25 protein-coding genes and 1 pseudogene are annotated in these 16,953 nt (G+C 70.3%); 13 read left to right on the top strand and 13 right to left on the bottom strand.

What is annotated here, in order from left to right; translation table 11 throughout:
• The first annotated feature begins 68 nt into the window (after nt 1-68).
• A complete protein-coding gene (locus tag VMD91_07485; protein HTW83891.1) occupies nt 69-290 on the top strand; it encodes a hypothetical protein in 222 nt (73 codons plus the stop codon).
• On the opposite strand, the gene VMD91_07480 is transcribed toward VMD91_07485, so the two are convergent.
• From VMD91_07480 to VMD91_07460, 5 genes are read right to left on the bottom strand one after another with little or no spacing between them, the layout of a single operon-like run.
• Nucleotides 287-1,102 (bottom strand): hypothetical protein, encoded by an 816-nt coding sequence (locus VMD91_07480; GenBank protein HTW83890.1) that lies wholly within the window; start codon nt 1,100-1,102, stop codon nt 287-289. The genes VMD91_07485 and VMD91_07480 overlap by 4 nt on opposite strands.
• Nucleotides 1,099-2,229 carry a tRNA guanosine(34) transglycosylase Tgt gene (tgt, locus tag VMD91_07475; protein ID HTW83889.1) on the bottom strand — a complete coding sequence of 377 codons (1,131 nt, stop codon included), beginning with the start codon at nt 2,227-2,229 and terminating at the stop codon, nt 1,099-1,101. Before tgt ends, VMD91_07480 begins: the two co-directional genes overlap by 4 nt.
• Nucleotides 2,226-3,176 (bottom strand): RluA family pseudouridine synthase, encoded by a 951-nt coding sequence (locus VMD91_07470; GenBank protein ID HTW83888.1) that lies wholly within the window; start codon nt 3,174-3,176, stop codon nt 2,226-2,228. Before VMD91_07470 ends, tgt begins: the two co-directional genes overlap by 4 nt.
• On the bottom strand, nt 3,113-3,562 hold the full coding sequence (gene lspA / locus VMD91_07465) for a signal peptidase II (protein ID HTW83887.1): 450 nt from the start codon (nt 3,560-3,562) through the stop codon (nt 3,113-3,115). Before lspA ends, VMD91_07470 begins: the two co-directional genes overlap by 64 nt.
• A 32-nt stretch (nt 3,563-3,594) precedes the next feature.
• Entirely contained in the window at nt 3,595-4,320 is a 726-nt protein-coding gene (locus VMD91_07460) for a cytochrome c biogenesis protein CcdA (GenBank protein ID HTW83886.1), read from the bottom strand.
• Nucleotides 4,321-4,401: 81 nt separating this feature from the next.
• Here VMD91_07460 and lgt point away from each other — a divergent pair, with 81 nt between their 5' ends.
• From lgt to VMD91_07440, 4 genes are read left to right on the top strand one after another with little or no spacing between them, the layout of a single operon-like run.
• Nucleotides 4,402-5,223, top strand: coding sequence for a prolipoprotein diacylglyceryl transferase (lgt, locus tag VMD91_07455; GenBank protein ID HTW83885.1), 822 nt, complete (start codon nt 4,402-4,404; stop codon nt 5,221-5,223).
• A 22-nt stretch (nt 5,224-5,245) separates the two neighbouring features.
• A complete protein-coding gene (locus VMD91_07450) occupies nt 5,246-5,926 on the top strand; it encodes a YggS family pyridoxal phosphate-dependent enzyme (protein HTW83884.1) in 681 nt (226 codons plus the stop codon).
• Nucleotides 5,923-6,339, top strand: a complete 417-nt coding sequence (gene sepF / locus VMD91_07445; protein ID HTW83883.1) for a cell division protein SepF — start codon at nt 5,923-5,925, stop codon at nt 6,337-6,339. Before VMD91_07450 ends, sepF begins: the two co-directional genes overlap by 4 nt.
• Nucleotides 6,339-6,887, top strand: a complete 549-nt coding sequence (locus VMD91_07440) for a DivIVA domain-containing protein (protein HTW83882.1) — start codon at nt 6,339-6,341, stop codon at nt 6,885-6,887. The genes sepF and VMD91_07440 overlap by 1 nt, the downstream gene beginning before the upstream one ends.
• A gap of 11 nt (nt 6,888-6,898) precedes the next feature.
• Here VMD91_07440 and VMD91_07435 read toward each other — a convergent pair whose 3' ends face one another.
• From VMD91_07435 to VMD91_07425, 3 genes and pseudogenes are all read right to left on the bottom strand, one after another.
• The gene (locus VMD91_07435; protein ID HTW83881.1) at nt 6,899-7,348 is read right to left on the bottom strand and encodes a hypothetical protein; all 450 of its coding nucleotides are present in this window, start codon (nt 7,346-7,348) and stop codon (nt 6,899-6,901) included.
• Between the two features lie 52 nt (nt 7,349-7,400).
• Nucleotides 7,401-8,039, bottom strand: a pseudogene (locus tag VMD91_07430) (NADPH-dependent F420 reductase).
• Between the two features lie 39 nt (nt 8,040-8,078).
• Entirely contained in the window at nt 8,079-8,504 is a 426-nt protein-coding gene (locus VMD91_07425) for a hypothetical protein (protein ID HTW83880.1), read from the bottom strand.
• Nucleotides 8,505-8,584: 80 nt separating this feature from the next.
• On the opposite strand from VMD91_07425, the gene VMD91_07420 reads away from it, so the two are divergent.
• The 7 genes from VMD91_07420 to VMD91_07390 all read left to right on the top strand — a co-directional run bounded on the left by VMD91_07420 (nt 8,585) and on the right by VMD91_07390 (nt 11,882).
• Entirely contained in the window at nt 8,585-9,172 is a 588-nt protein-coding gene (locus VMD91_07420; GenBank protein ID HTW83879.1) for a flagellar basal body rod C-terminal domain-containing protein, read from the top strand.
• On the top strand, nt 9,169-9,894 hold the full coding sequence (locus VMD91_07415) for a flagellar hook-basal body complex protein (GenBank protein HTW83878.1): 726 nt from the start codon (nt 9,169-9,171) through the stop codon (nt 9,892-9,894). Before VMD91_07420 ends, VMD91_07415 begins: the two co-directional genes overlap by 4 nt.
• 25 nt (nt 9,895-9,919) lie before the next feature.
• Nucleotides 9,920-10,048 carry a hypothetical protein gene (locus VMD91_07410; protein ID HTW83877.1) on the top strand — a complete coding sequence of 43 codons (129 nt, stop codon included), beginning with the start codon at nt 9,920-9,922 and terminating at the stop codon, nt 10,046-10,048.
• Nucleotides 10,045-10,719 carry a sigma-70 family RNA polymerase sigma factor gene (locus VMD91_07405; protein ID HTW83876.1) on the top strand — a complete coding sequence of 225 codons (675 nt, stop codon included), beginning with the start codon at nt 10,045-10,047 and terminating at the stop codon, nt 10,717-10,719. Before VMD91_07410 ends, VMD91_07405 begins: the two co-directional genes overlap by 4 nt.
• Before the next feature lie 4 nt (nt 10,720-10,723).
• Nucleotides 10,724-11,020, top strand: coding sequence for a hypothetical protein (locus tag VMD91_07400; protein HTW83875.1), 297 nt, complete (start codon nt 10,724-10,726; stop codon nt 11,018-11,020).
• A gap of 29 nt (nt 11,021-11,049) precedes the next feature.
• Nucleotides 11,050-11,487, top strand: coding sequence for a DUF5069 domain-containing protein (locus VMD91_07395; protein ID HTW83874.1), 438 nt, complete (start codon nt 11,050-11,052; stop codon nt 11,485-11,487).
• Nucleotides 11,488-11,642: 155 nt separating this feature from the next.
• Nucleotides 11,643-11,882, top strand: a complete 240-nt coding sequence (locus tag VMD91_07390) for a helix-turn-helix transcriptional regulator (GenBank protein ID HTW83873.1) — start codon at nt 11,643-11,645, stop codon at nt 11,880-11,882.
• Between the two features lie 33 nt (nt 11,883-11,915).
• On the opposite strand, the gene VMD91_07385 is transcribed toward VMD91_07390, so the two are convergent.
• Nucleotides 11,916-12,848 (bottom strand): MBL fold metallo-hydrolase, encoded by a 933-nt coding sequence (locus tag VMD91_07385; protein ID HTW83872.1) that lies wholly within the window; start codon nt 12,846-12,848, stop codon nt 11,916-11,918.
• Nucleotides 12,849-12,946: 98 nt separating this feature from the next.
• Here VMD91_07385 and VMD91_07380 point away from each other — a divergent pair, with 98 nt between their 5' ends.
• The gene (locus tag VMD91_07380; GenBank protein ID HTW83871.1) at nt 12,947-13,747 is read left to right on the top strand and encodes a transporter substrate-binding domain-containing protein; all 801 of its coding nucleotides are present in this window, start codon (nt 12,947-12,949) and stop codon (nt 13,745-13,747) included.
• Between the two features lie 4 nt (nt 13,748-13,751).
• Here the strand turns inward: VMD91_07380 and VMD91_07375 are convergent, their stop codons facing one another.
• The 4 genes from VMD91_07375 to VMD91_07360 are packed head-to-tail and all read right to left on the bottom strand — an operon-like array spanning nt 13,752 to nt 16,947.
• Nucleotides 13,752-14,108, bottom strand: coding sequence for a VOC family protein (locus VMD91_07375; GenBank protein HTW83870.1), 357 nt, complete (start codon nt 14,106-14,108; stop codon nt 13,752-13,754).
• A 4-nt stretch (nt 14,109-14,112) separates the two neighbouring features.
• Nucleotides 14,113-14,961, bottom strand: a complete 849-nt coding sequence (locus VMD91_07370; protein ID HTW83869.1) for an AraC family transcriptional regulator — start codon at nt 14,959-14,961, stop codon at nt 14,113-14,115.
• 1 nt (nt 14,962) lies between these two features.
• Complete coding sequence (locus tag VMD91_07365) at nt 14,963-15,526, bottom strand: methylated-DNA--[protein]-cysteine S-methyltransferase (GenBank protein ID HTW83868.1); 564 nt, start codon at nt 15,524-15,526, stop codon at nt 14,963-14,965.
• A 44-nt stretch (nt 15,527-15,570) separates the two neighbouring features.
• Nucleotides 15,571-16,947 (bottom strand): PHB depolymerase family esterase, encoded by a 1,377-nt coding sequence (locus tag VMD91_07360; GenBank protein ID HTW83867.1) that lies wholly within the window; start codon nt 16,945-16,947, stop codon nt 15,571-15,573.
• Between the last annotated feature and the right edge of the window lie 6 nt (nt 16,948-16,953).

Raw genomic sequence — 16,953 nt, 5'->3', positions numbered from 1 at the left:
TGTGAGCCGCGCGCCGTGACGGCGCCGAGTGACACGCAGATGGCACTTCGCACGCGTACGCTACGTCCATGGCGCCGGCGCTGCCGCACGGGGTCTCGGCGCTGCTCGACCCCGACGACGAACCCTATCTGCGCATCCTGCTCGGCTGCGCGCTGCTGCGCGGGCGGCTGGGTCTGCCGGCGTGGTCGTTCGACGAGCTGGTCGCGCTCCTCGACGGTGAATCGCCGCCGGTACCGCCGCGCACCAACGTCGTCCCGTTTCGGCGGCCCGTGCCGCGCGAACGGCGCTAGAAGCGCAGCCGGTACGCGATCGTCGGTGCGAAGCCGACGTTGCGGTCGGCGAGCGGATCGCCCGGCAGCGCGTAGTGCGCGGTGTAGTTGAGATAGCGCAGGCCGTAGAGCAGATCGCCGTGTTTGGAGAGGCGGTGACCGACGCGCAGCGAGAGGTCGGTCTGGGCGGCGATTTCGGGATCGGCGAAGGTCGGCTCGTAGAAGCGGCAGCCCACATGGTAGATGCACGATTCGCCCAGAATGCCGACTTGCGTGTACTGGACGCCGTGCATCGTCGGGTTCACCGCCGCGACCAGCTCGACGCTGTCTCGCCCGCGCGTCCAATGCTTCCCGAGCTCCAATCGCGGCCCCGTGACGCGCGAGTCTTGGATCTCGTCGCCGTCGATGAACGACGTGACGCCGGGACCGGCGTAGTAGCGTACGCCGATCTGATTGCCGTAGTCGGTGCGCTGGTTGTAGATCGTCTGGCCGAAGCCGGCGAAGAAACCGGCCCCGAGCTGTTGGCGGAACGTCGCGTTGATGATCGAGAGCCGCGTCGACTGCGCGCCGTCGGGGTTGCTGCCGTAGCCGAAGGTGACCGACGGTAGCCCTTCGACGTGCACACTCTCGCCGCGCCAGCGCACTTCGAGGTCGGCCAGCGGCAACGGTGCGAAGTCGACGCGGTCGACTTGGCCGTTGCCGACCTCGTGACCGCCGTCGAGCGGGTTGATGCTCAGCGTGAACGCCGCTTGCAGCGGGTCGGCGAGCGCACCCGAGCACGCGAGGGCGACGCACGCCGCGGCCGCGAGGACGGAGAGGAACGTGCGTCTCACGCGTCGTTCTTTTCGCCGGCGTCGCTGGGCGCCTTCAAGACGCGCTCGCGCAGCTCGCTCCAGCGCCCCGACTCGATCGCCGCGCGCGCGTCGCGCACCAGGCCCGTCAGCGCGGCGACGTTGTGATACGAGAGCAGGCGCGCGCCGAGCGTCTCTCCGGCGCGAAAGAGATGACAGATGTATGAACGCGTGTACGTCGCGCAGACGCGGCAGTCGCAGGCCGGGTCGAGCGGCACGAACTCGCGCACGTGTCCGGCGCGGCGCACGTTGAACTCTTCGCCCGAGCGCAGCAGGACGCGGCCGTGGCGACCGCTGCGCGTCGGGTACACGCAGTCGAACAGGTCGATGCCGCGATCGATCCCCGCGATGAGGTCGCGCACGGTGCCCACGCCCATCAGGTAGCGCGGCTTGTCGGCCGGCAAGAGCGCCGCCGTGAAGCGAGTCATGCGGTCCATCTCCTCGCGCGACTCGCCGACCGAGAGGCCGCCGATCGCGTAGCCGGGCAGGTCCAGCGCGACCAGCTCGGCGGCGCTGCGCGCGCGCAGCTGCTCGTCGAGGCCACCCTGCACGATGCCGAACAGCATGGTGCGATCGGCCTGCCGCTGCGCCGCGCGGCAGCGCTGCGCCCACGCCGTCGTCCGTTCGACCGCGCGCAGCAGCTCGTCGCGGGTGGCCGGCAAGGCGACGCACTGGTCGAACGCCATCGCGACGTCGACGCCCAGGTCTTCCTGGAACGCGACGACGTTCTCCGGCGTGAAGCGGTGCCGGCTGCCGTCCAGGTGCGAGCGAAAGGTGACGCCGTCTTCGTCGATCGCGCGGCGCGACTCGAGGCTGAAGACTTGGAAGCCGCCCGAATCGGTCAGGATCGGACCGTCCCAGGCCATGAAGCGGTGGATGCCGCCGGCCGCCACCAGCGTCTCCAGGCCCGGCCGCAGCCACAGGTGATACGTGTTGGCGAGCACGATGCGCGCGCCGAGCTCGCGCAGGTCCTGGGGTTCGAGCAGCTTGACGTCGGCCAGCGTGCCGACCGGCATGAAGCACGGCGTTTCGACCGGGCCGTGGGCGGTCGTCAGCGTGCCGCGCCGCGCCGCGCCGTCGCGCGCGCGCAACGTGAACGCGCCGATCACCGGCGCAGCATCGCCAGCGTGGCCAGATACTCGGGCGGCGGTTCGCTCTCGAACTCCATCATCTGCTTGGTGCGCGGATGCTTGAAGCCGAGGCGCCAGGCGTGCAGCGCTTGCCCCGGCAGCGGCAAGCGCGAGTCGCTGCGCCCGTAGACGGGATCGTTGAGGATGGCGTGACCGAGCGCCGCCATGTGGACGCGGATCTGATGCGTGCGGCCCGTTTCGAGGCGAAACGTCAGCTCGGCGTGACCGCGCAGCTGCTCGCGCAGCGCGTAGTGCGTCACCGCCGGCTTGCCTTCGGCCCGGATCGCGTACTTGAGCCGATTGCGCGGATCGCGGCCCAGCGCGCCGCGGATCGTCCCCTCGGCGTCCTCGGGCGTGCCGACGACGATGCCGCGGTACTCGCGCTCGATGTACCGCGCTTGCATCGCGCGGCCCAGCGTCCCCAGCGCCGCTTCCGTCTTGGCGACCAGCAGCAGGCCGGAGGTGTCGCGGTCGAGCCGGTGGACCAGGCCCGGGCGCAGCATCTCGCCCGGCAAACCGCCGACGTGCGCGAGCAGCGCGTTGACCAGCGTGCCGTCGACCGCGCCGTGCGCCGGGTGCGTCACCATCCCGGCCGGCTTGTCGACCACCAGGATGTCCTCGTCCTCATAGGCGATGTCGAGCGGGATCGCTTCCGGCTCGACGATCAGCTCGGCCGGCGGGGCGATGCTCCACGCGATCGCATCGCCCGGTTCGAGCAGCGTGCTGGGCTTGCCGGCGGCACCGTTCACGGTGGCGGCGCCGGCGCGCAGCGCGCTCGCGACGTGCGAGCGCGAGAACCCGCTCAGGCGGGTGAGCAGAACGTCGAGACGGATGCCGGCATCGGCGTCGTCGACGAGGTGCGTCAGCGGCGCGCCTCGCGCCGCAGCGACGCCAGAATCAGCAGCGCCACGCCGATCGTGATGCACGAGTCCGCGACGTTGAACACGTTCGGCCAGATCGTCTTGAAGTCGATGAAGTCGACCACCCACTGGTGCTGGAAGCGGTCGACGATGTTGCCGATCGCGCCACCGACGATCATCCCGAACGCGACCCGCACCAGGTTCGACCGCCGCACCGCGTCGCGGAAGGCGTAGGCGAACAGCGCGAGCACCAGGCACGCCAGCACGATCAGCAAGAGCGGCGAGTTGCCGAACAGTCCGAACGCACCGTGCGTGTTCTGCACGTAGGTGAACCACAAGAGGTGCGGGATCACCAGCCGGCTCTCGCCGGGCAAGAAGTGGGTGAGGACGACGGACTTCGTCCACCGGTCCAACAGAAAGACGACCAGCGCGACGACCCAGAGGAGAATCACCGGCCCGGGGTTCGACGGGTTCTTCGGCCGACCTACAGGCTCGGCGGCTTGACGTACTGGTAGAAGAAGCCGGCCACGCGGCCGAACGAGCCGGTGATCAGCACCAGGCCGGTGGCCACCAGGAAGGCGCCGGCGCCGATCTCGATGGCGCCCAGGTACCGCTTGACGCGGTTGAGCAGCCCGAGCGCCTGGCCGATCGCCGCCGCCGTCAACAGGAACGGGATCGCGAGGCCCATCGAGTAGACGAACAGCAGGAAGGTCGCCTGGCCGTACTTCTCTTGCGAGGCGATCAGGATGATGCCCGAGAGGATCGGGCCGATGCAGGGCGACCAGCCGGCGGCGAAGCCGATTCCGACCAGCGCCGAGGCGAAGACCGAGCGGTTCGCGCTGCGGACCTGGAGCCGCTTGTCCATCATCAGGGCCGGGATCTTGAACAGCCCGATCATGTTCAGGCCCAGGATGATGACCACGACCCCGCCGATCCGCGCGATCCAGTCCTTGTATTGGATGAAGACGGAGCCGAGCGCGCTGGCCGACAGCCCGATCGCCATGAACACCAGGGTGAAGCCGGCCACGAAGGCCACCGCGTGGAGCATGACCCGGGCCCGGCTGGCGGCGTCCGACTGGGCCTTGAGCTCTTCGAGGCTCGACCCGGTCAGGAACGAGAGGTAGGCCGGGATCAGCGGCAGGACGCAGGGTGAGATGAACGAGACGAGGCCCGCCAGGAAGGCGGTCAGGACGTTGACGTTGGCGGACACCGTGACCTAGAAGGCGCCCGGGCGCCGGCCGGATGCACCGGCGACGGGAGGCCGCCGGCCGCTGCCCGTACCTGTGGTCCCGTGACCCACTGGTTCGTCTATCCGAACATCGACCCGATCGCGTTCCGGCTCGGCCCGGTCTCGGTCCATTGGTACGGCCTCTCGTACTTGTTGGGCTTCATCTGCGTCTATCTGTGGATGAACCGCCCGGCGGGCCGACGGCGGCTCGGCCTGACGACCGAGCAGATCCAAGATTTCCTGGTCTACGCGCTGGTCGGCGTGCTGATCGGCGGACGGACGGGTTTCGTCATCGCCGACGTGCTCACCAAGCACAACTTGAGCGCGTACCTCGCGCACCCGATCGACTTCATCGCGATCTGGCAAGGCGGGATGGCGTTCCACGGCGCGCTGGTCGGCGTCTTGCTGGCGATCGTGCTGTTCCTGCGCAAGCACCCGGGATTGACCTTCGGCGTGCTCGGCGACGAGGTCGTGCCGCTGCTCTCGATCGGCATCGTGACGACGCGGCTGGTCAACTTCATCAACGACGAGCTGTTGGGCAAGGTCTGCAACCCCGACCGGCCGTGGTGCATCCAGTTTCCGGCCGATCAGCTCAACTACCGCTATCCCTCGCAGATCTTCGAGGCGATCCTCGACCTGATCACGCTGCCGATCGTGCTGTTCGTGTACTCGCGCCGGCCGCCGGACGGCGTCACCGGTTGGGCCTGGTTCACCACCTACGGTGTGATGCGCACGATCGCCGAGATCTGGCGCGATCCGGGTTTCACCGTGCTGGGCTTGGACGGCGGGCAGTTCGTCGCCGTGCTGCAGGTCGTCATCGGCGTGGTGATGATCGTCTACTCCTACCGGCGCGGCGTCCGCACCGAGGCGCGGGACCCGAACTGAGGCGCGGTGAAGGTGTCGGTCCATGGCCCTGGCTACCGAAACGGTCGCCGAGCGCGTGGCGGCGCTGCGCGAGCGCGTCGACGAGGTGAGCGTCGCCGCGAGGCGTGAACGCGGCTCGGTCGCGATCCTCGGGGTGACCAAAGGGCAGCCGCGCGAGGCGGTGCTGGCGGCGCTGTCCGCCGGGCTGCACGACGTCGGCGAGAACTACCTCCAAGAGGCGCGCGCCAAGTACGCCGACTTGCCGCCCTGCACGAAGCACTTCATCGGCCACGTCCAGACGAACAAAGCGAAGGCGATCGCACGTTCCTTCGACGTGGTGCAAAGCGTCGATCGGCTCGAGGCGGGGCTGGCGCTGGCCAAGGCGGCGGCGGATGCCGCGCGCCCGCTGCGGGTGCTGGTGCAGATCAACGTCTCGCCGGCCGAGCGCTTCGGCGCCGCGCCGGCCGAGGCGCCGGCGCTGGCCGAGCGGCTGCGCGCGGCGGGGCTGCAGGTCGACGGGGTGATGGCGATCGGCCCGCTGGAGGGCGATCCGGCCCGCGCGTTCGCCACCGCGCGCGAGACCTTCGAACGCGTCGGCGGGACGACGCTCTCCCTGGGGATGTCCGGCGACTGGGAAGCCGCCGTCCGGGCCGGCTCGACGATGGTGCGTCTGGGCACGGCGATCTTCGGCCCCCGTCCCGCCCGAGAAAGGATCCCGGTATGAGCGTGTTCGCGCGCATCGGATCGTGGTTCGCGATCCACGACGAAGAGGACGACGAGCTGTACGCCGACGAGGTCGGCGCGAAACGCAACGTCGTCCCGCTCAGCGACGCCTCGCGCCGGCCGGGCGGATCGGTGGCCGTGTTCGCGCCGCGTTCGTTCGGCGACGTCACCGAGATCGCCGACGCGCTGCGCGCGCGGCAGGTCGTCATCGTCAACGTGCAAGGCGCCGACCGCAACCTCTTGCAGCGGGTCGTCGACTTCACCTCGGGCGTCGCCTACACGATCGACGGCCGCATCCAGAAGCTGGCCGAGGCGATTTACTTGGTCGTGCCCAGCGGCGTGAGCGTCAACTCGGCCGGCGTGAAAGAACAGCTCGACAACGACGGCGTCTTGGGTATCAAGGATTTGCGTTGATGGCAAAGATCACGATCGTCGACATCCAGCACAAGGAATTCAAGCGGTCGCTGCAAGGCTACGACCGCAACGAGGTCAACGAGTATCTCGACGAGATCATCGAGACGCTCGAAGACGAGGCGCAGGCGCGCGCCGCGCTCGAGGCCGAGATCGGCGACTTGCGCGAGCGCATCTCGCACTTCAAGGCGATGGAAGAGTCGCTGCAGTCGACGCTGCTGCTGGCGCAGCGCACCGCCGACGAGGTCAAGGCCGCGGCGCACAAAGAGGCCGACCTGATCCGCCAAGAGGCGCGCTTGTCGGCCGAGCGCGAGATCGCGGCGCTGGGCGACCGCATCGACGAGTCGCGCCGCGAGGCGCAGCGCGCCCAGGACAGCGCCGAGAAGGCCAAGAGCGAGCTGCGCTCGCTGCTGATGTCGCATCTCTCGCTGCTCGAGCGCCCGACGCCCCGTTCGGTCGCGGCGGGTGGCGCCGCGGAACCGGCGCTCCAGGCACCCGCGGCCGATCAGCTGCCGCTCAACGGCAGCCCGGAACGCACCCTGATCGACTGAGGTGGCTTCGGCTAGGCCGAAGCCGTCGCGTTCGGGCTCACGCCCGCGACGGGCTTGGTGACCAGCCGTTTGATCTCGGCCAGCAGCAGCGCGGCGGTCGCGGCCGCGATCCGGTGGCCGACCATGGCGTCGAAGACCAGACCGATGGGCCCCAGCGGCGGCGCGTAGGTGCCGTCGAGGTCGACGCGGCTCCAGCCCGCGCCCTCGTCGGCGATGCTCAGCGTCCCGGCGAAGGACGGATACGGACCGCCTTCCTTGGGCTCCCAGTGGATGTCGAACAGCTCGTAGCCCGGGTAGCCGGGCTTGGGCGAGAGGTGGACGACGACGTCTTTCTCGACGTGAAGGTCGCCGACCGGGACGCGCAGTGCCATGTCGGGGTGGGCGCCGAGCGCCTTCGCCAGGCGCAGCGGGACGATGCCGTAATCGCAGTGGACGTTGGTGAAATCGCGCAGCGTAGCCATGACCGCACGATAGCGCGCGGCTGCGAACGCGCCGTGAAGCCGGTGCGAACGGCTACCGCCGTGCCAGCTGGTTCTTGAGCTCGGCGGCGGTCAGCGGCTGGTTGTAGATCGGCGAGCCGGGCTGCTGCGTGCGGCCGCCGTCGACCAGCCCGCCGTTGTCGACCGGGTCGAATCCGATCTCGTCGATGAGGTCCATGACGACCCGCTTGGCGGTCGGGTCGTCCGCGGCGACCGGCATCGCCAGGCGCCCTTTGGAGCCCTTCGACTTCCCCTCGCCGGCCAGCCGCTTGTAGAACATCGTGTTGAAGGCCTTGACGATGCGGGCGCCCGGGACGAGCGCGCGCGTGAACTCGGTCGAGGTCTTGGTCCCCAGGTCCTCGATCTCGAAGTCTTCGGTGTAGGCGTTCATCGCGTCGATGACGATCTTGCCGTCCCAGCCTTCGAGCTCGCCCAGGGTCTCCTCGCGCTTGGTCCAGGGGACCGCGATCAGGATGACGTCGGAGGCGTCGACGGCGTCCTGGGCCTCCGAGGGGGTCACGTTCGAGCCGATCTCGCTCGCCAAGCCCTGCAGCGAGGCCGCCCCACGGGAGTTGGCGATCCGGACGTGGTGGCCGGCGCGAGCGAACAGACGCGCGGCGTTTCCTCCGATGTTGCCGGAGCCCAAGATCCCGATATTCATGCCGTCCCTCTGCTGGGGGGAGACCGCTCCCGCCCGTCCTGTTCTTGCGAGTTACGCCACCGGGCCGGTGGATTCCGCGAGGCCGCGCGCTGCCTTTGCCCGCTGCTGGAGCAACCACGCCAGGCCCCCGAGGAACGCCGGCACCGGACTGAGCGGGAGGCCCAGCAACCCCGAGCTCCAGCCCTCCCACACGTGGCTGGTCAGCAGGCCGATCACGAAAACACCCGATGCGGCGAGCGTGCCGTTGAGGAGCGCGTCGTGGCCTGCCAGCCGCGCGGCCAGGTAGCCGCAAGCGAGCGACGCGAGCCAGACGGCGATACGGAGCACCGTCATCAACTCCCAGTCGCCGCCGGAGGGAACGCCGGCGATTGCGGTGAGCGCGCTGAGAGCGATGGTCGCAGCGAACATGAGCCCGTAGGTCAGCACGACGTCGAGCGCGCCGGCGATGAGGACTGCTCGTAACGCAAGCCGCCGCATGGAGCCCGCGCTTCGCTGCGCTCATCGAGCGGACATTTCTCGGCAACGAGCCGCACACGGCAACGGCCTAGCATGCCGGCATGGACGGAATGGAGTGGATGGGCTCGGCGATGCGGGCCGCGCGCGCCGAGCTGGACGTGGCGACCCACGATCTGGCCAACGCCGCCAGCGACGGGTTCCGCAAGACGATCGCCGACGTTCGGCTGACGCCGCACGGGCTCGCCGTCACCACGCGCGTCAGCCCCGAGCAAGGCGCGATGCGCGCGACGGGGCGGCAATTCGATCTCGCGCTGCTGGGGCCGGGCGTGTTTCGCGTCGGCGACCGAACGACGCGCGAAGGCGCGTTCAGTCGCGATCGTGACGGCTGGCTGGTCGACGACCGCGGGCAGCGGCTCCACGGCGCGTGCGGCGCCTTGCGCGTCTCGCCCGATGCGCGAGTCGACGCCGACGGGCTCGTCCACGATCGCGGGCGCGTCGTCGACCGGCTGCCGCTGCCGCCGGGAACGCACGTCCAGGCCGGCGCGCTCGAATCCAGCGCGGTCAACGCGGTCGACGAAACGCTGGCGATCCTGACCGCGCAGCGCGCGTTCGAGACGGCGCAGAAGACGCTGCTCGCGCTCGACGCGACGCGCGAGAAGGCGGCCAACGAGATCGGGCGCGTGCAATGAACCGCGCGATGTTCGCCGCCGCCAGCGGCATGGCGGCGCAGCAGCTCGAGCTCGAAGTCGTCGCCGACAACCTCGCCAACGCCGACGTCGCCGGCTTCAAGGGCGCGACCGAGACGTTCGCCGACGTGCGCGCCGGCGGGATCGGCCTGGGGACGGTGGCGGTCGGCCGCCATCCGGTGTTCGTGCAGGGCAAGCTCGAGCGCAGCGGCGGCCCGTTCGACCTGGCCATCGACGGACCGGGCTTTTTCGTCGTCGAGCGCGACGGGCAGCGCGCGTACACGCGCGCCGGCGCGTTCGCGCGGCAGGCTGACGGCCGCGTGCGCGACGCCGCCGGCTGGGCGCTGGCGGGCGTGCGGATTCCGGCCGACGCGATCGCGGTGCGCGTCGCGCGCGACGGTCGCGTCAGCGTCGACGTTCCCGGCCAAGCGGATCGCACGATCGCACACCTGCGGCTGGCGGAGTTTCCGGCACCGGAGGCGCTGCGGCCGCTCAGCGCGACGCTGTTCGCGCGCACCGAGGCCTCCGGCCGGCCGGGCCTGATCGTGCCGGGGATGCGCGGCGCACCGTCGCTGGCGTTCGGGATGCTCGAGAAGAGCACGGTTTCGATCGTCGAGTCGATGATGCAGATCCTCGGCGCGCAACGGGCGTACGAGGCCAACGCGAAGGGAGTGCAGGCGGCCGATGAGATGCTGCGGATCGCCAACAACCTCCATCGCGGCTGAACCGCTGCCGGCGCCGGCACCGCGCGTGCAGGACGTGCTGAGCGCGGTGCTCTTTCGCGAGATCCTCAAACCGCTGGCGGCAGGCTTGGGACCGGTCGGCGAAATCGTGATCGGCGAGGTCGCGGACACGCTGTTCGTGCGCGTGCGGCGATGAGCACCGACGATCGCGAAGCGCAGATCCGCGCGCTGCTGCCCGTCGTGCGCGCGGTCGCGAAGCGGCTGCACCGCATGGTGCCGGGCGCCGACATGGACGACTTGATCGGCGACGGCAGCGTGGGGCTGATCCGCGCCGTCGACGCTTACGACCCGGCGCGCAACATCCCGCTCGAGCAGTACGCGCGCAAGGTCGTGCTGGGCGCGATGCTCAACGGGATGCGGCGGCTCGATCCCGTCTCCGAGCGGGTGCGCCGGCGCGTGCGCAACGCCGAGAACGCGCGCTTCGCGCAGGCGCAGCGGCTGGGCTACGTGCCGAGCCTGCAGTCGCTGGCGGCACGCGATCCGGCCTTGGCACGCGCGCGCATCGACGCGCACCGCGCGGTGCCCCTCTCGCTCGACGTCGCGCTGCCGATCGGCGAACGACTCGTGCTCGACGCGGGCGGCGATCCGCAGCAAGTCGCCGCCGAGCGCGCGGAGCGCGCCCGCATCCGCGCCGCGATCGACGCCCTACCGCCGCGCCAGCGCCGCATCGTGCTGGCGCACTACTACGGCGAACGATCGCTGCGCTCGCTGGGCGGTCCGCTCGGCATCTCGCCGCAGCGCGTCTCGCAGCTGCACCTGCTGGCGGTGAAGCGCTTGCGCGTGGCGCTCGCGCCGGAGCGGATGTAGTCCCGTGCGCCGCGCGCAACAGCCGACGCTGCCGTTGTCGCCCGTGCCGCGGGCCGGCAACGACGCCGGCGAGGACGTTTCGGCGGCCGAGATCGGGCCGATCTTCCCGCCCGACCATCCCGCCTGGCAACGCGACGTCCTGGCCGTCTCGCAACGCGTCCGCACGCTGCTCGCGACGCTGACGCCGGTGGTCGTCACGGTGCTCACGTTCTGGGACCACGCGCTGCGCGGGCTGTCGATAGGCATGCGGCGCGTCGAGGTCGACGCCAGCGGATGTTATCGCGTTCGCGCCAGGGAGTGACCTCCGCGGGCGTGTAGTCCGAACTCGACATGGAACCGTTGGACTTCACCCTGGGGCCGCCGCGCTCGCCGCACGCCCGGCTCGCGGGCATCGTCTTCACGGCACGCGTCGTCGACAAGCTGCGCGCATCGCTGCCGGGCGGGAACCTCAACGGGTACGTCACGACGGTCGGGTTCTCGGAGCTGTGGGCCTACTACACGAAGATCGATCTCACCGAGCTGCGCGAGGTCGTCGCGGGTGCGGCCGACGAGGCCGAGGTCGAGCGCTGGATCGCCGAACGAACAGTCGGTCTGGACGCGCCGGCGATCAACGCCAAGATGGAAGGTTTCGCCTGCAGCCGTGTCACCGGCGAGATGCGCGCGCTGTTCGACCAGTTCTATCCGGCCGAGCTGCAAGCGCGCTTCGACCGAGTGCTGGACCTCATCGAGGCGGACGACGCGCGGATCTTCGGATTATCCCGGCATTAGGAATACCAAATCCGCGCGCGTGCGGACGTGCACGCGTCGTAGGGCATTACCATACCTGGCCGGCACCCCGGCCGTCAACCAGGTAATTTTCCATGTCGACAAGCCGAGGCCGCGCATGGTACTTCGGAGACGGAGGTTCCATGCTGGGTGAAGTGGTGACGAGACCTGAACCGGTCCCCTCGGCGTCGAGCGAGTCGAAGCAGCGGCTCACCGCGACCGAGTTGCGGATCATTCAGGGTCTCGCCGAGGGATTGCAGAGCAAGGAGATCGCGGTCGTGATCGGCCGGAGCACGGCGACGGTGGAGTTCCACATTCGCATGCTCTTCGCGAAGCTCTCCGCCCGCTCGCGGCCACAGTTGGTCGCGCGCGGCTACGAGTTCGGCTACTTGCGCTGATCGCGCGGGGTTCCGGCCCCGCGCGCCCTCGGTCTAGGCTCGGTTCGGGTTCCGGGCGATGGTCAGGGTGAGGCGTTCGCCGGGATGGGCGAACGTGGTCGCCTTCGCCTGCGGCGCCGCGCTCGCCAGCGCGCCGCGGAACAGGTCGGCGGCCTGCGGCCCCAGCACCAGCGGGTTGTGCGCGTAGTGCACCGGGATCGCTTGCGTGACGCCCATCAGCTTGCAGGTGTACGCCGCGTCGGCCGGGCCCATGGTGAACGCGCCGTTGCCGGCGCACACGACGGCCAGGTCCGGGTGATAGCGGCCGCCGACCGTCGCCATGTCGCCGTACATGTCGGTGTCGCCCGAGGCGTAGACGCGTGCCCCGCCGACGTCGATGATGAAGCCCGCGGCCGGGAAGCCCGACGCGCACGAGTGAACGGCGGGAACCAGGAACGTCTGCACGCCTTTGTACGCGGCGTGGCCGCCGAAGTTCATCCCGGCGCCGTTGTTGAGCACGAGCGCCGTGTTGTCCAGGCCGGCCGCCTTGAACTTGGGCACCAGGCCGACGCGCATGAGATCGCTCTGGCCGACCGTCTTCACGTCGACGCCGGCCGCGACCAGCGCCGCCAGCGTCTCGAAGTAGTCGCCGATGTGGTCGCCGTGGTCGTGCGAGAGCGTGACGATCACCACGTCCGGCTTGCGGCTCTTGATGTGCGCCGCGTAGGCGGCGGCGCTGGCGAACTCGGGCGGCTTCTCGAGGTTGAACGCCTTCCAGCCGGAGTTGTTCCAGATCCAACAGTCCACCAGCACGATCGTCTTGTCGTCGGGCGTCGCCAGCTCGAAGACGCCGCCGCCGTACCAACGCGTCGTCAGGGTGGCGTTGCCGCCGGGGGCCGCGACGACCGCGCCGCCCGGGTTGACCGCGCCGGCCACGCCGGTCGCCGCCGTGACACCGAAGAATTCGCCGCGCGAGAGCTCGCTCATGGACGCCTCCTGGAAGACGGAACGGCCCGACGTTATGCGAGGCGGATGCCGAGCCCTGGTATACCGGGTACCGAGCCGCCATCGACGAAGGGGGCGCCATGAAGCTGTACCGCCGCACCGCGCTCTCGTTGCTCCTGGCCGCGCTCGCGGCACTGGCACCGCCCGCCGCGCAGGCCGCCCCGACCGCGAAGGACGAGCTGGCACCGACCGGCACGCTGCGGGTCGCGGTCGCCATCAGCAACCTGGGCGGGCCGTTCTGGTCGGCGGTCGGACCCGATGGGAGCGTGACCGGCGTGCCGGTCGACCTCGGCCGCGCGCTGGCGCAGCGGCTCGGCGTTCCGGTGACGTTCGTCAAATACGAGAACTCGGGGCAGATCACCGACGCCGCGGCGAGCGGCGCGTGGGACGTCACCTTCGTCCCCGAAGACGCCGCGCGCGCGCAGAAGATGGCGTTCGGGCCGATCTACAATTCCGCCGACGCGACCTTTCTGGTGCGGCCGGGCTCGACGGCGCAGAGCTTCGCCGATCTCGACAATCCGGCCGTGAAGGTCGTGGCCGTCGCCAACACGACGACGCTGCGCGGCGCGCAGCGCGCGCTCGCGCACAACACCGTCGTCGGCGTGCAGAAGGTCGACGACATCGTCGCCGGGATGCGGGCCGGTACGATCGACGCGTTCGCCAACCTGCGCGACCAGCTGGTCCCGCTCTCGGCGCAGCTCCCCGGCTCGCGCGTTCTGCCCGGCGCGTTCCAGCAGACGAAGACCGCGGTCGCGGTGCCGCTCGATCATCCGGCCGCGCTCGCGTACGTGTCGGCGTTCCTCGCGCAAGCGAAGACCGACGGCACGCTGCGCCGGCTGTTCGACGCCCACGGTCTGCAGGCGATCGCGATCGCGCCCTAGCGGGTCAGCTGTGCACGGCCTCGACGTTGTTGCCGTCGGGGTCGAACAGGAAGCCGCCGTAGTAGGTCGGCCCGTAGTCGGGGATCAGCTCCGGCTTGCCGTTGTCGCGCCCGCCCGCGGCGAGTCCGGCCGCGTACGCGCGATCGACGGTCGCGTCGTCGGCGGCCGCGAAGGCGAGGTGCGCGTTGGCGCTCGGCGCCCCGCCGAGCGTGAGCCAGAACATGGGTTGGTCCGGCGGACCGAAGCCGGCGCTCTCGTCGTCTTGGTGGGCCACGCCGTAGCCGAGCGGCGCGAGAAAGGCTTGGTAGAAGCGCACGCTGGCGGGCAGGTCGCGAACGCGAAGGGAGATGTGACTGAACATGATCCTATCCTAGCGGCAGCGCCGCGAGGCGCTCTTGGATGATCTTGCGCTCGCCGCGCGCCGCCTGGCGAAACGCGCGCGGCGAGAGACCGGCCGCACGACGGAAGGTGCGCACGAAGTTCGAGAGGTCGCCGAAGCCGACGTCGTACGCGACGGCGGTGATCGGACGGGCCGGATCGGCCAGCAGCGCCGCCGCGCGGCGCAGCCGCGCCCGGACCAGGTACTGGTGCGGCGTCACGCCGAGCACGCGCGCGAACGAGCGCACGAAGTGGAACGGGCTCAGCTCGGCCTGCGCGGCGCTGCGCTCGAGATCGATCGTCTCGTGCGCGTGCGCGTCGATCCACAGCGCGGCCTCGACCGCGCGCCGCCGGTCGCGGGCGGTGGTGGATGCCGGCGCCGGCGCACGGCCGGCGAGCAGCGTCGCGAAGCGCGCCGCGTAGAGCAGCGCGGCTTCGTCCACGCCGAGATCGCTGCGCCCGTCGGCCGCCGCTTGGGCCAGCTCGCCCAGCACGCTCAGCTCCGCGACCGGCGGCAGCGCGCCGCTGCGCCACGCGCGCTCGTCGGCGATGGTCGTGGCCAGCGCGCCGGTCATCTGCACCGACAGGCACTCGTCGCCGTCGGCACCGTGCTCGTGCGTGCACACGTACTCGTCGCCCGGTGCGCCGATCAGCGTCGCTCCCGCGACCAGCTCGAACGCCTGGCCGCGCGCGCGATACCCGAAGCTGCCGGCGCGCACGTAGGAGATCGAGTAGCCGGCGTGCTGTTCGGTGAACGGCGCGTCACCGACGCGCGCCGTGCAGCGCATGTCGAAGACGGTCAGGGAAGCGCTGCGCACCAGGGCGGTCGCGCGCACGTCAGGCCGGCGGGTCGAACAGCGAGGGCGGTTCGGGCGGCAGCGCACCTTCGATGCGCAGCAGCGTGCGTTTGGTCGCGATGCCGCCGCGCGCCGAGAAGCCGCCGTCCTTGCCGCCGGCGGCCAGCACGCGGTGGCACGGCACGACCAGCGGGAACGGGTTGCGCCCGAGCGCCGCGCCGACGTCGCGCGAAAGGCTCAGCTCGCCGAGCCGCGTCGCGATCTGGCCGTAGGTGATGGTGGCCCCGGCCGGGACGGTGCGCGCGATCGCGTAGACGTCACGGTCGAACGGCGGGATCGCCTCGACGTCGAGCGGGACCGCGGTCAGGTCGGCCGGCTCGCCGCGCAGCAGCGCGGTGATCCCGTCGGCGGCTCGCCGTACGTGCGGCGGCGGGGGCGATTCCTGGGCGCCGGGGACGCGGTGCGCGAGCCGCGCGCGCGTCGCGCCGGCGGTCGGTTCCGGCAGCTGGACGGCCACGATCCCGCGCGCGTTCCACGCGAGACCGCAGCTGCCGATCGCCGTCTCGAAGATGGTGAAGCCCGGGCCGGTCATGACTACGAGCACCATAACACGGCCCGGGCTCGGAAACGTGGCGAATCTTGCGGTGGCTAGTAGATCATCGGCCCGCAGGTCGACGAGTTGGTCCAGGTCCCGCCGCAGTCGTACAGCGTGATCGAGCTGTCGTAGCCGTAGGCTTGTCCGAGCTCGAGGTACTCGGCCAGCGTGATGTAGCCGTCGTCGTACGCCAGCACCACCGTCGTCGTCACCTTTTGCGACCAGCCTGGGGTCGGCGTTGGTGTCGGCGTCGGGGTCGTCTTCGGGGTGGGCGTCGGGGTCGGCGTGGCCGTGCCTTTCGGTGTTGGCGTCGGGGTCGGCGTCGCGGTGCCGGCCGGCGTCGGTGTGGGCGTGGGCGTCGGCGTCGGCGTCGAGCCGGTCCCGCCTTCGAGATGCTTGACCATGTTGTAGATGGCCGCCATCTGCACGCCTTGCTTGAGCGCATAACTGCTGTTGGTGTAGCCCCACCAGTCCCAGCACCCGTTGGGGTTCGAGCCGCCCGTCGTCTGGTACGGATACAGCACGATGATGTCGTTGGTGTCGGCCCACTGATCCAGGCCGGACTGCGTGACGAACTCGTCGTTGATGACCGCCTGATACTGTTCGCAGCCGTCGAGCGCGACGACGATCGAGCAGGTCGCGCCTTGCGCGCAGGCGGCCGGGACGAACACCCAGCCGTTGGTGTCGAGGTCGTTCGAGCCGCCGCCGTACGGCGTCTGGTCGAAGTTGATGAGCGAGCCGGTCAGCGTGCCGGTGTTCTTGGCGTTGAGCGTGCCCAGGAATTTCGTCAGCCACGTCTTCTCGGAATCGTAGCCGCTGCAGTCGATCATGTACGGGCTGCCCAGCGTGCCGCACGCGTTGGCGCCGTAGGGCGATTCCCAACCGTGCTCGGCGGCGTAGGTGTTGTCGTAGGTGACCGACGCGCCGTACTTCTGATACTCGGTCTGCAGATCGTTCATCGTCTTCTGCGGCACGACGGTGTCGGCGGTGCCCGACCACAGATAGACGGGTTGACCGCTGATGTTGCTGACCGGATCCATCCCCGACGTGTTCTGATTGGCGTTGATGTAGTTCTCGGACGGCGTCAGCTCGCTGGTGTACTCGCCGGCGCCCCCGCAGTCGAGGTCGGCCGTCGTCTCGCTGTCCTGCCCGCAGTAGTCGGGGCCGCCGGCGTAGATCGCCGCGCCCTTGAACGTGCCCGAGTACGCGAAGTGCATCTGCACGGCCATGAAACCGCCGGACGAGATGCCCGAGACGTACACGTGCGCCGTGTTGACGTTGTAGCTGCCCAGCGTCGAGACGCTCTGCGCCGTGCGGCGCGCGCCGGATTGCGTGGAGGGGAGCGATGAGGACGGACCGCTGCCGCGGCCGCTACAGCCGCAGATGACGGCGACGGCCGCGATCGCGGCGATGTACGGTTTCAAGCGCATGCAAAC

It is taken from the genome of Candidatus Sulfotelmatobacter sp. (genome assembly GCA_035504415.1).
GTDB lineage: Bacteria > Vulcanimicrobiota > Vulcanimicrobiia > Vulcanimicrobiales > Vulcanimicrobiaceae > Vulcanimicrobium.
Note: the sequence above shows the minus strand (reverse complement) of the source record. Positions and strands in the feature narration are given on the sequence as shown.

Excerpts from the sequence above, each read along its gene's own strand:
- VMD91_07420 (HTW83879.1), top strand. The coding sequence starts at position 8,585 with ATGGACGGAATGGAGTGGATGGGCTCGGCGATGCGGGCCGCGCGCGCC.
- VMD91_07425 (HTW83880.1), bottom strand. The coding sequence starts at position 8,504 with ATGCGGCGGCTTGCGTTACGAGCAGTCCTCATCGCCGGCGCGCTCGAC.
- sepF (HTW83883.1), top strand. The coding sequence starts at position 5,923 with ATGAGCGTGTTCGCGCGCATCGGATCGTGGTTCGCGATCCACGACGAA.
- VMD91_07395 (HTW83874.1), top strand. The coding sequence starts at position 11,050 with ATGGAACCGTTGGACTTCACCCTGGGGCCGCCGCGCTCGCCGCACGCC.
- VMD91_07450 (HTW83884.1), top strand. The coding sequence starts at position 5,246 with ATGGCCCTGGCTACCGAAACGGTCGCCGAGCGCGTGGCGGCGCTGCGC.
- VMD91_07415 (HTW83878.1), top strand. The coding sequence starts at position 9,169 with ATGAACCGCGCGATGTTCGCCGCCGCCAGCGGCATGGCGGCGCAGCAG.
- VMD91_07360 (HTW83867.1), bottom strand. The coding sequence starts at position 16,947 with ATGCGCTTGAAACCGTACATCGCCGCGATCGCGGCCGTCGCCGTCATC.
- VMD91_07385 (HTW83872.1), bottom strand. The coding sequence starts at position 12,848 with ATGAGCGAGCTCTCGCGCGGCGAATTCTTCGGTGTCACGGCGGCGACC.
- VMD91_07405 (HTW83876.1), top strand. The coding sequence starts at position 10,045 with ATGAGCACCGACGATCGCGAAGCGCAGATCCGCGCGCTGCTGCCCGTC.
- VMD91_07485 (HTW83891.1), top strand. The coding sequence starts at position 69 with ATGGCGCCGGCGCTGCCGCACGGGGTCTCGGCGCTGCTCGACCCCGAC.
- VMD91_07435 (HTW83881.1), bottom strand. The coding sequence starts at position 7,348 with ATGGCTACGCTGCGCGATTTCACCAACGTCCACTGCGATTACGGCATC.
- VMD91_07380 (HTW83871.1), top strand. The coding sequence starts at position 12,947 with ATGAAGCTGTACCGCCGCACCGCGCTCTCGTTGCTCCTGGCCGCGCTC.
- VMD91_07440 (HTW83882.1), top strand. The coding sequence starts at position 6,339 with ATGGCAAAGATCACGATCGTCGACATCCAGCACAAGGAATTCAAGCGG.
- VMD91_07375 (HTW83870.1), bottom strand. The coding sequence starts at position 14,108 with ATGTTCAGTCACATCTCCCTTCGCGTTCGCGACCTGCCCGCCAGCGTG.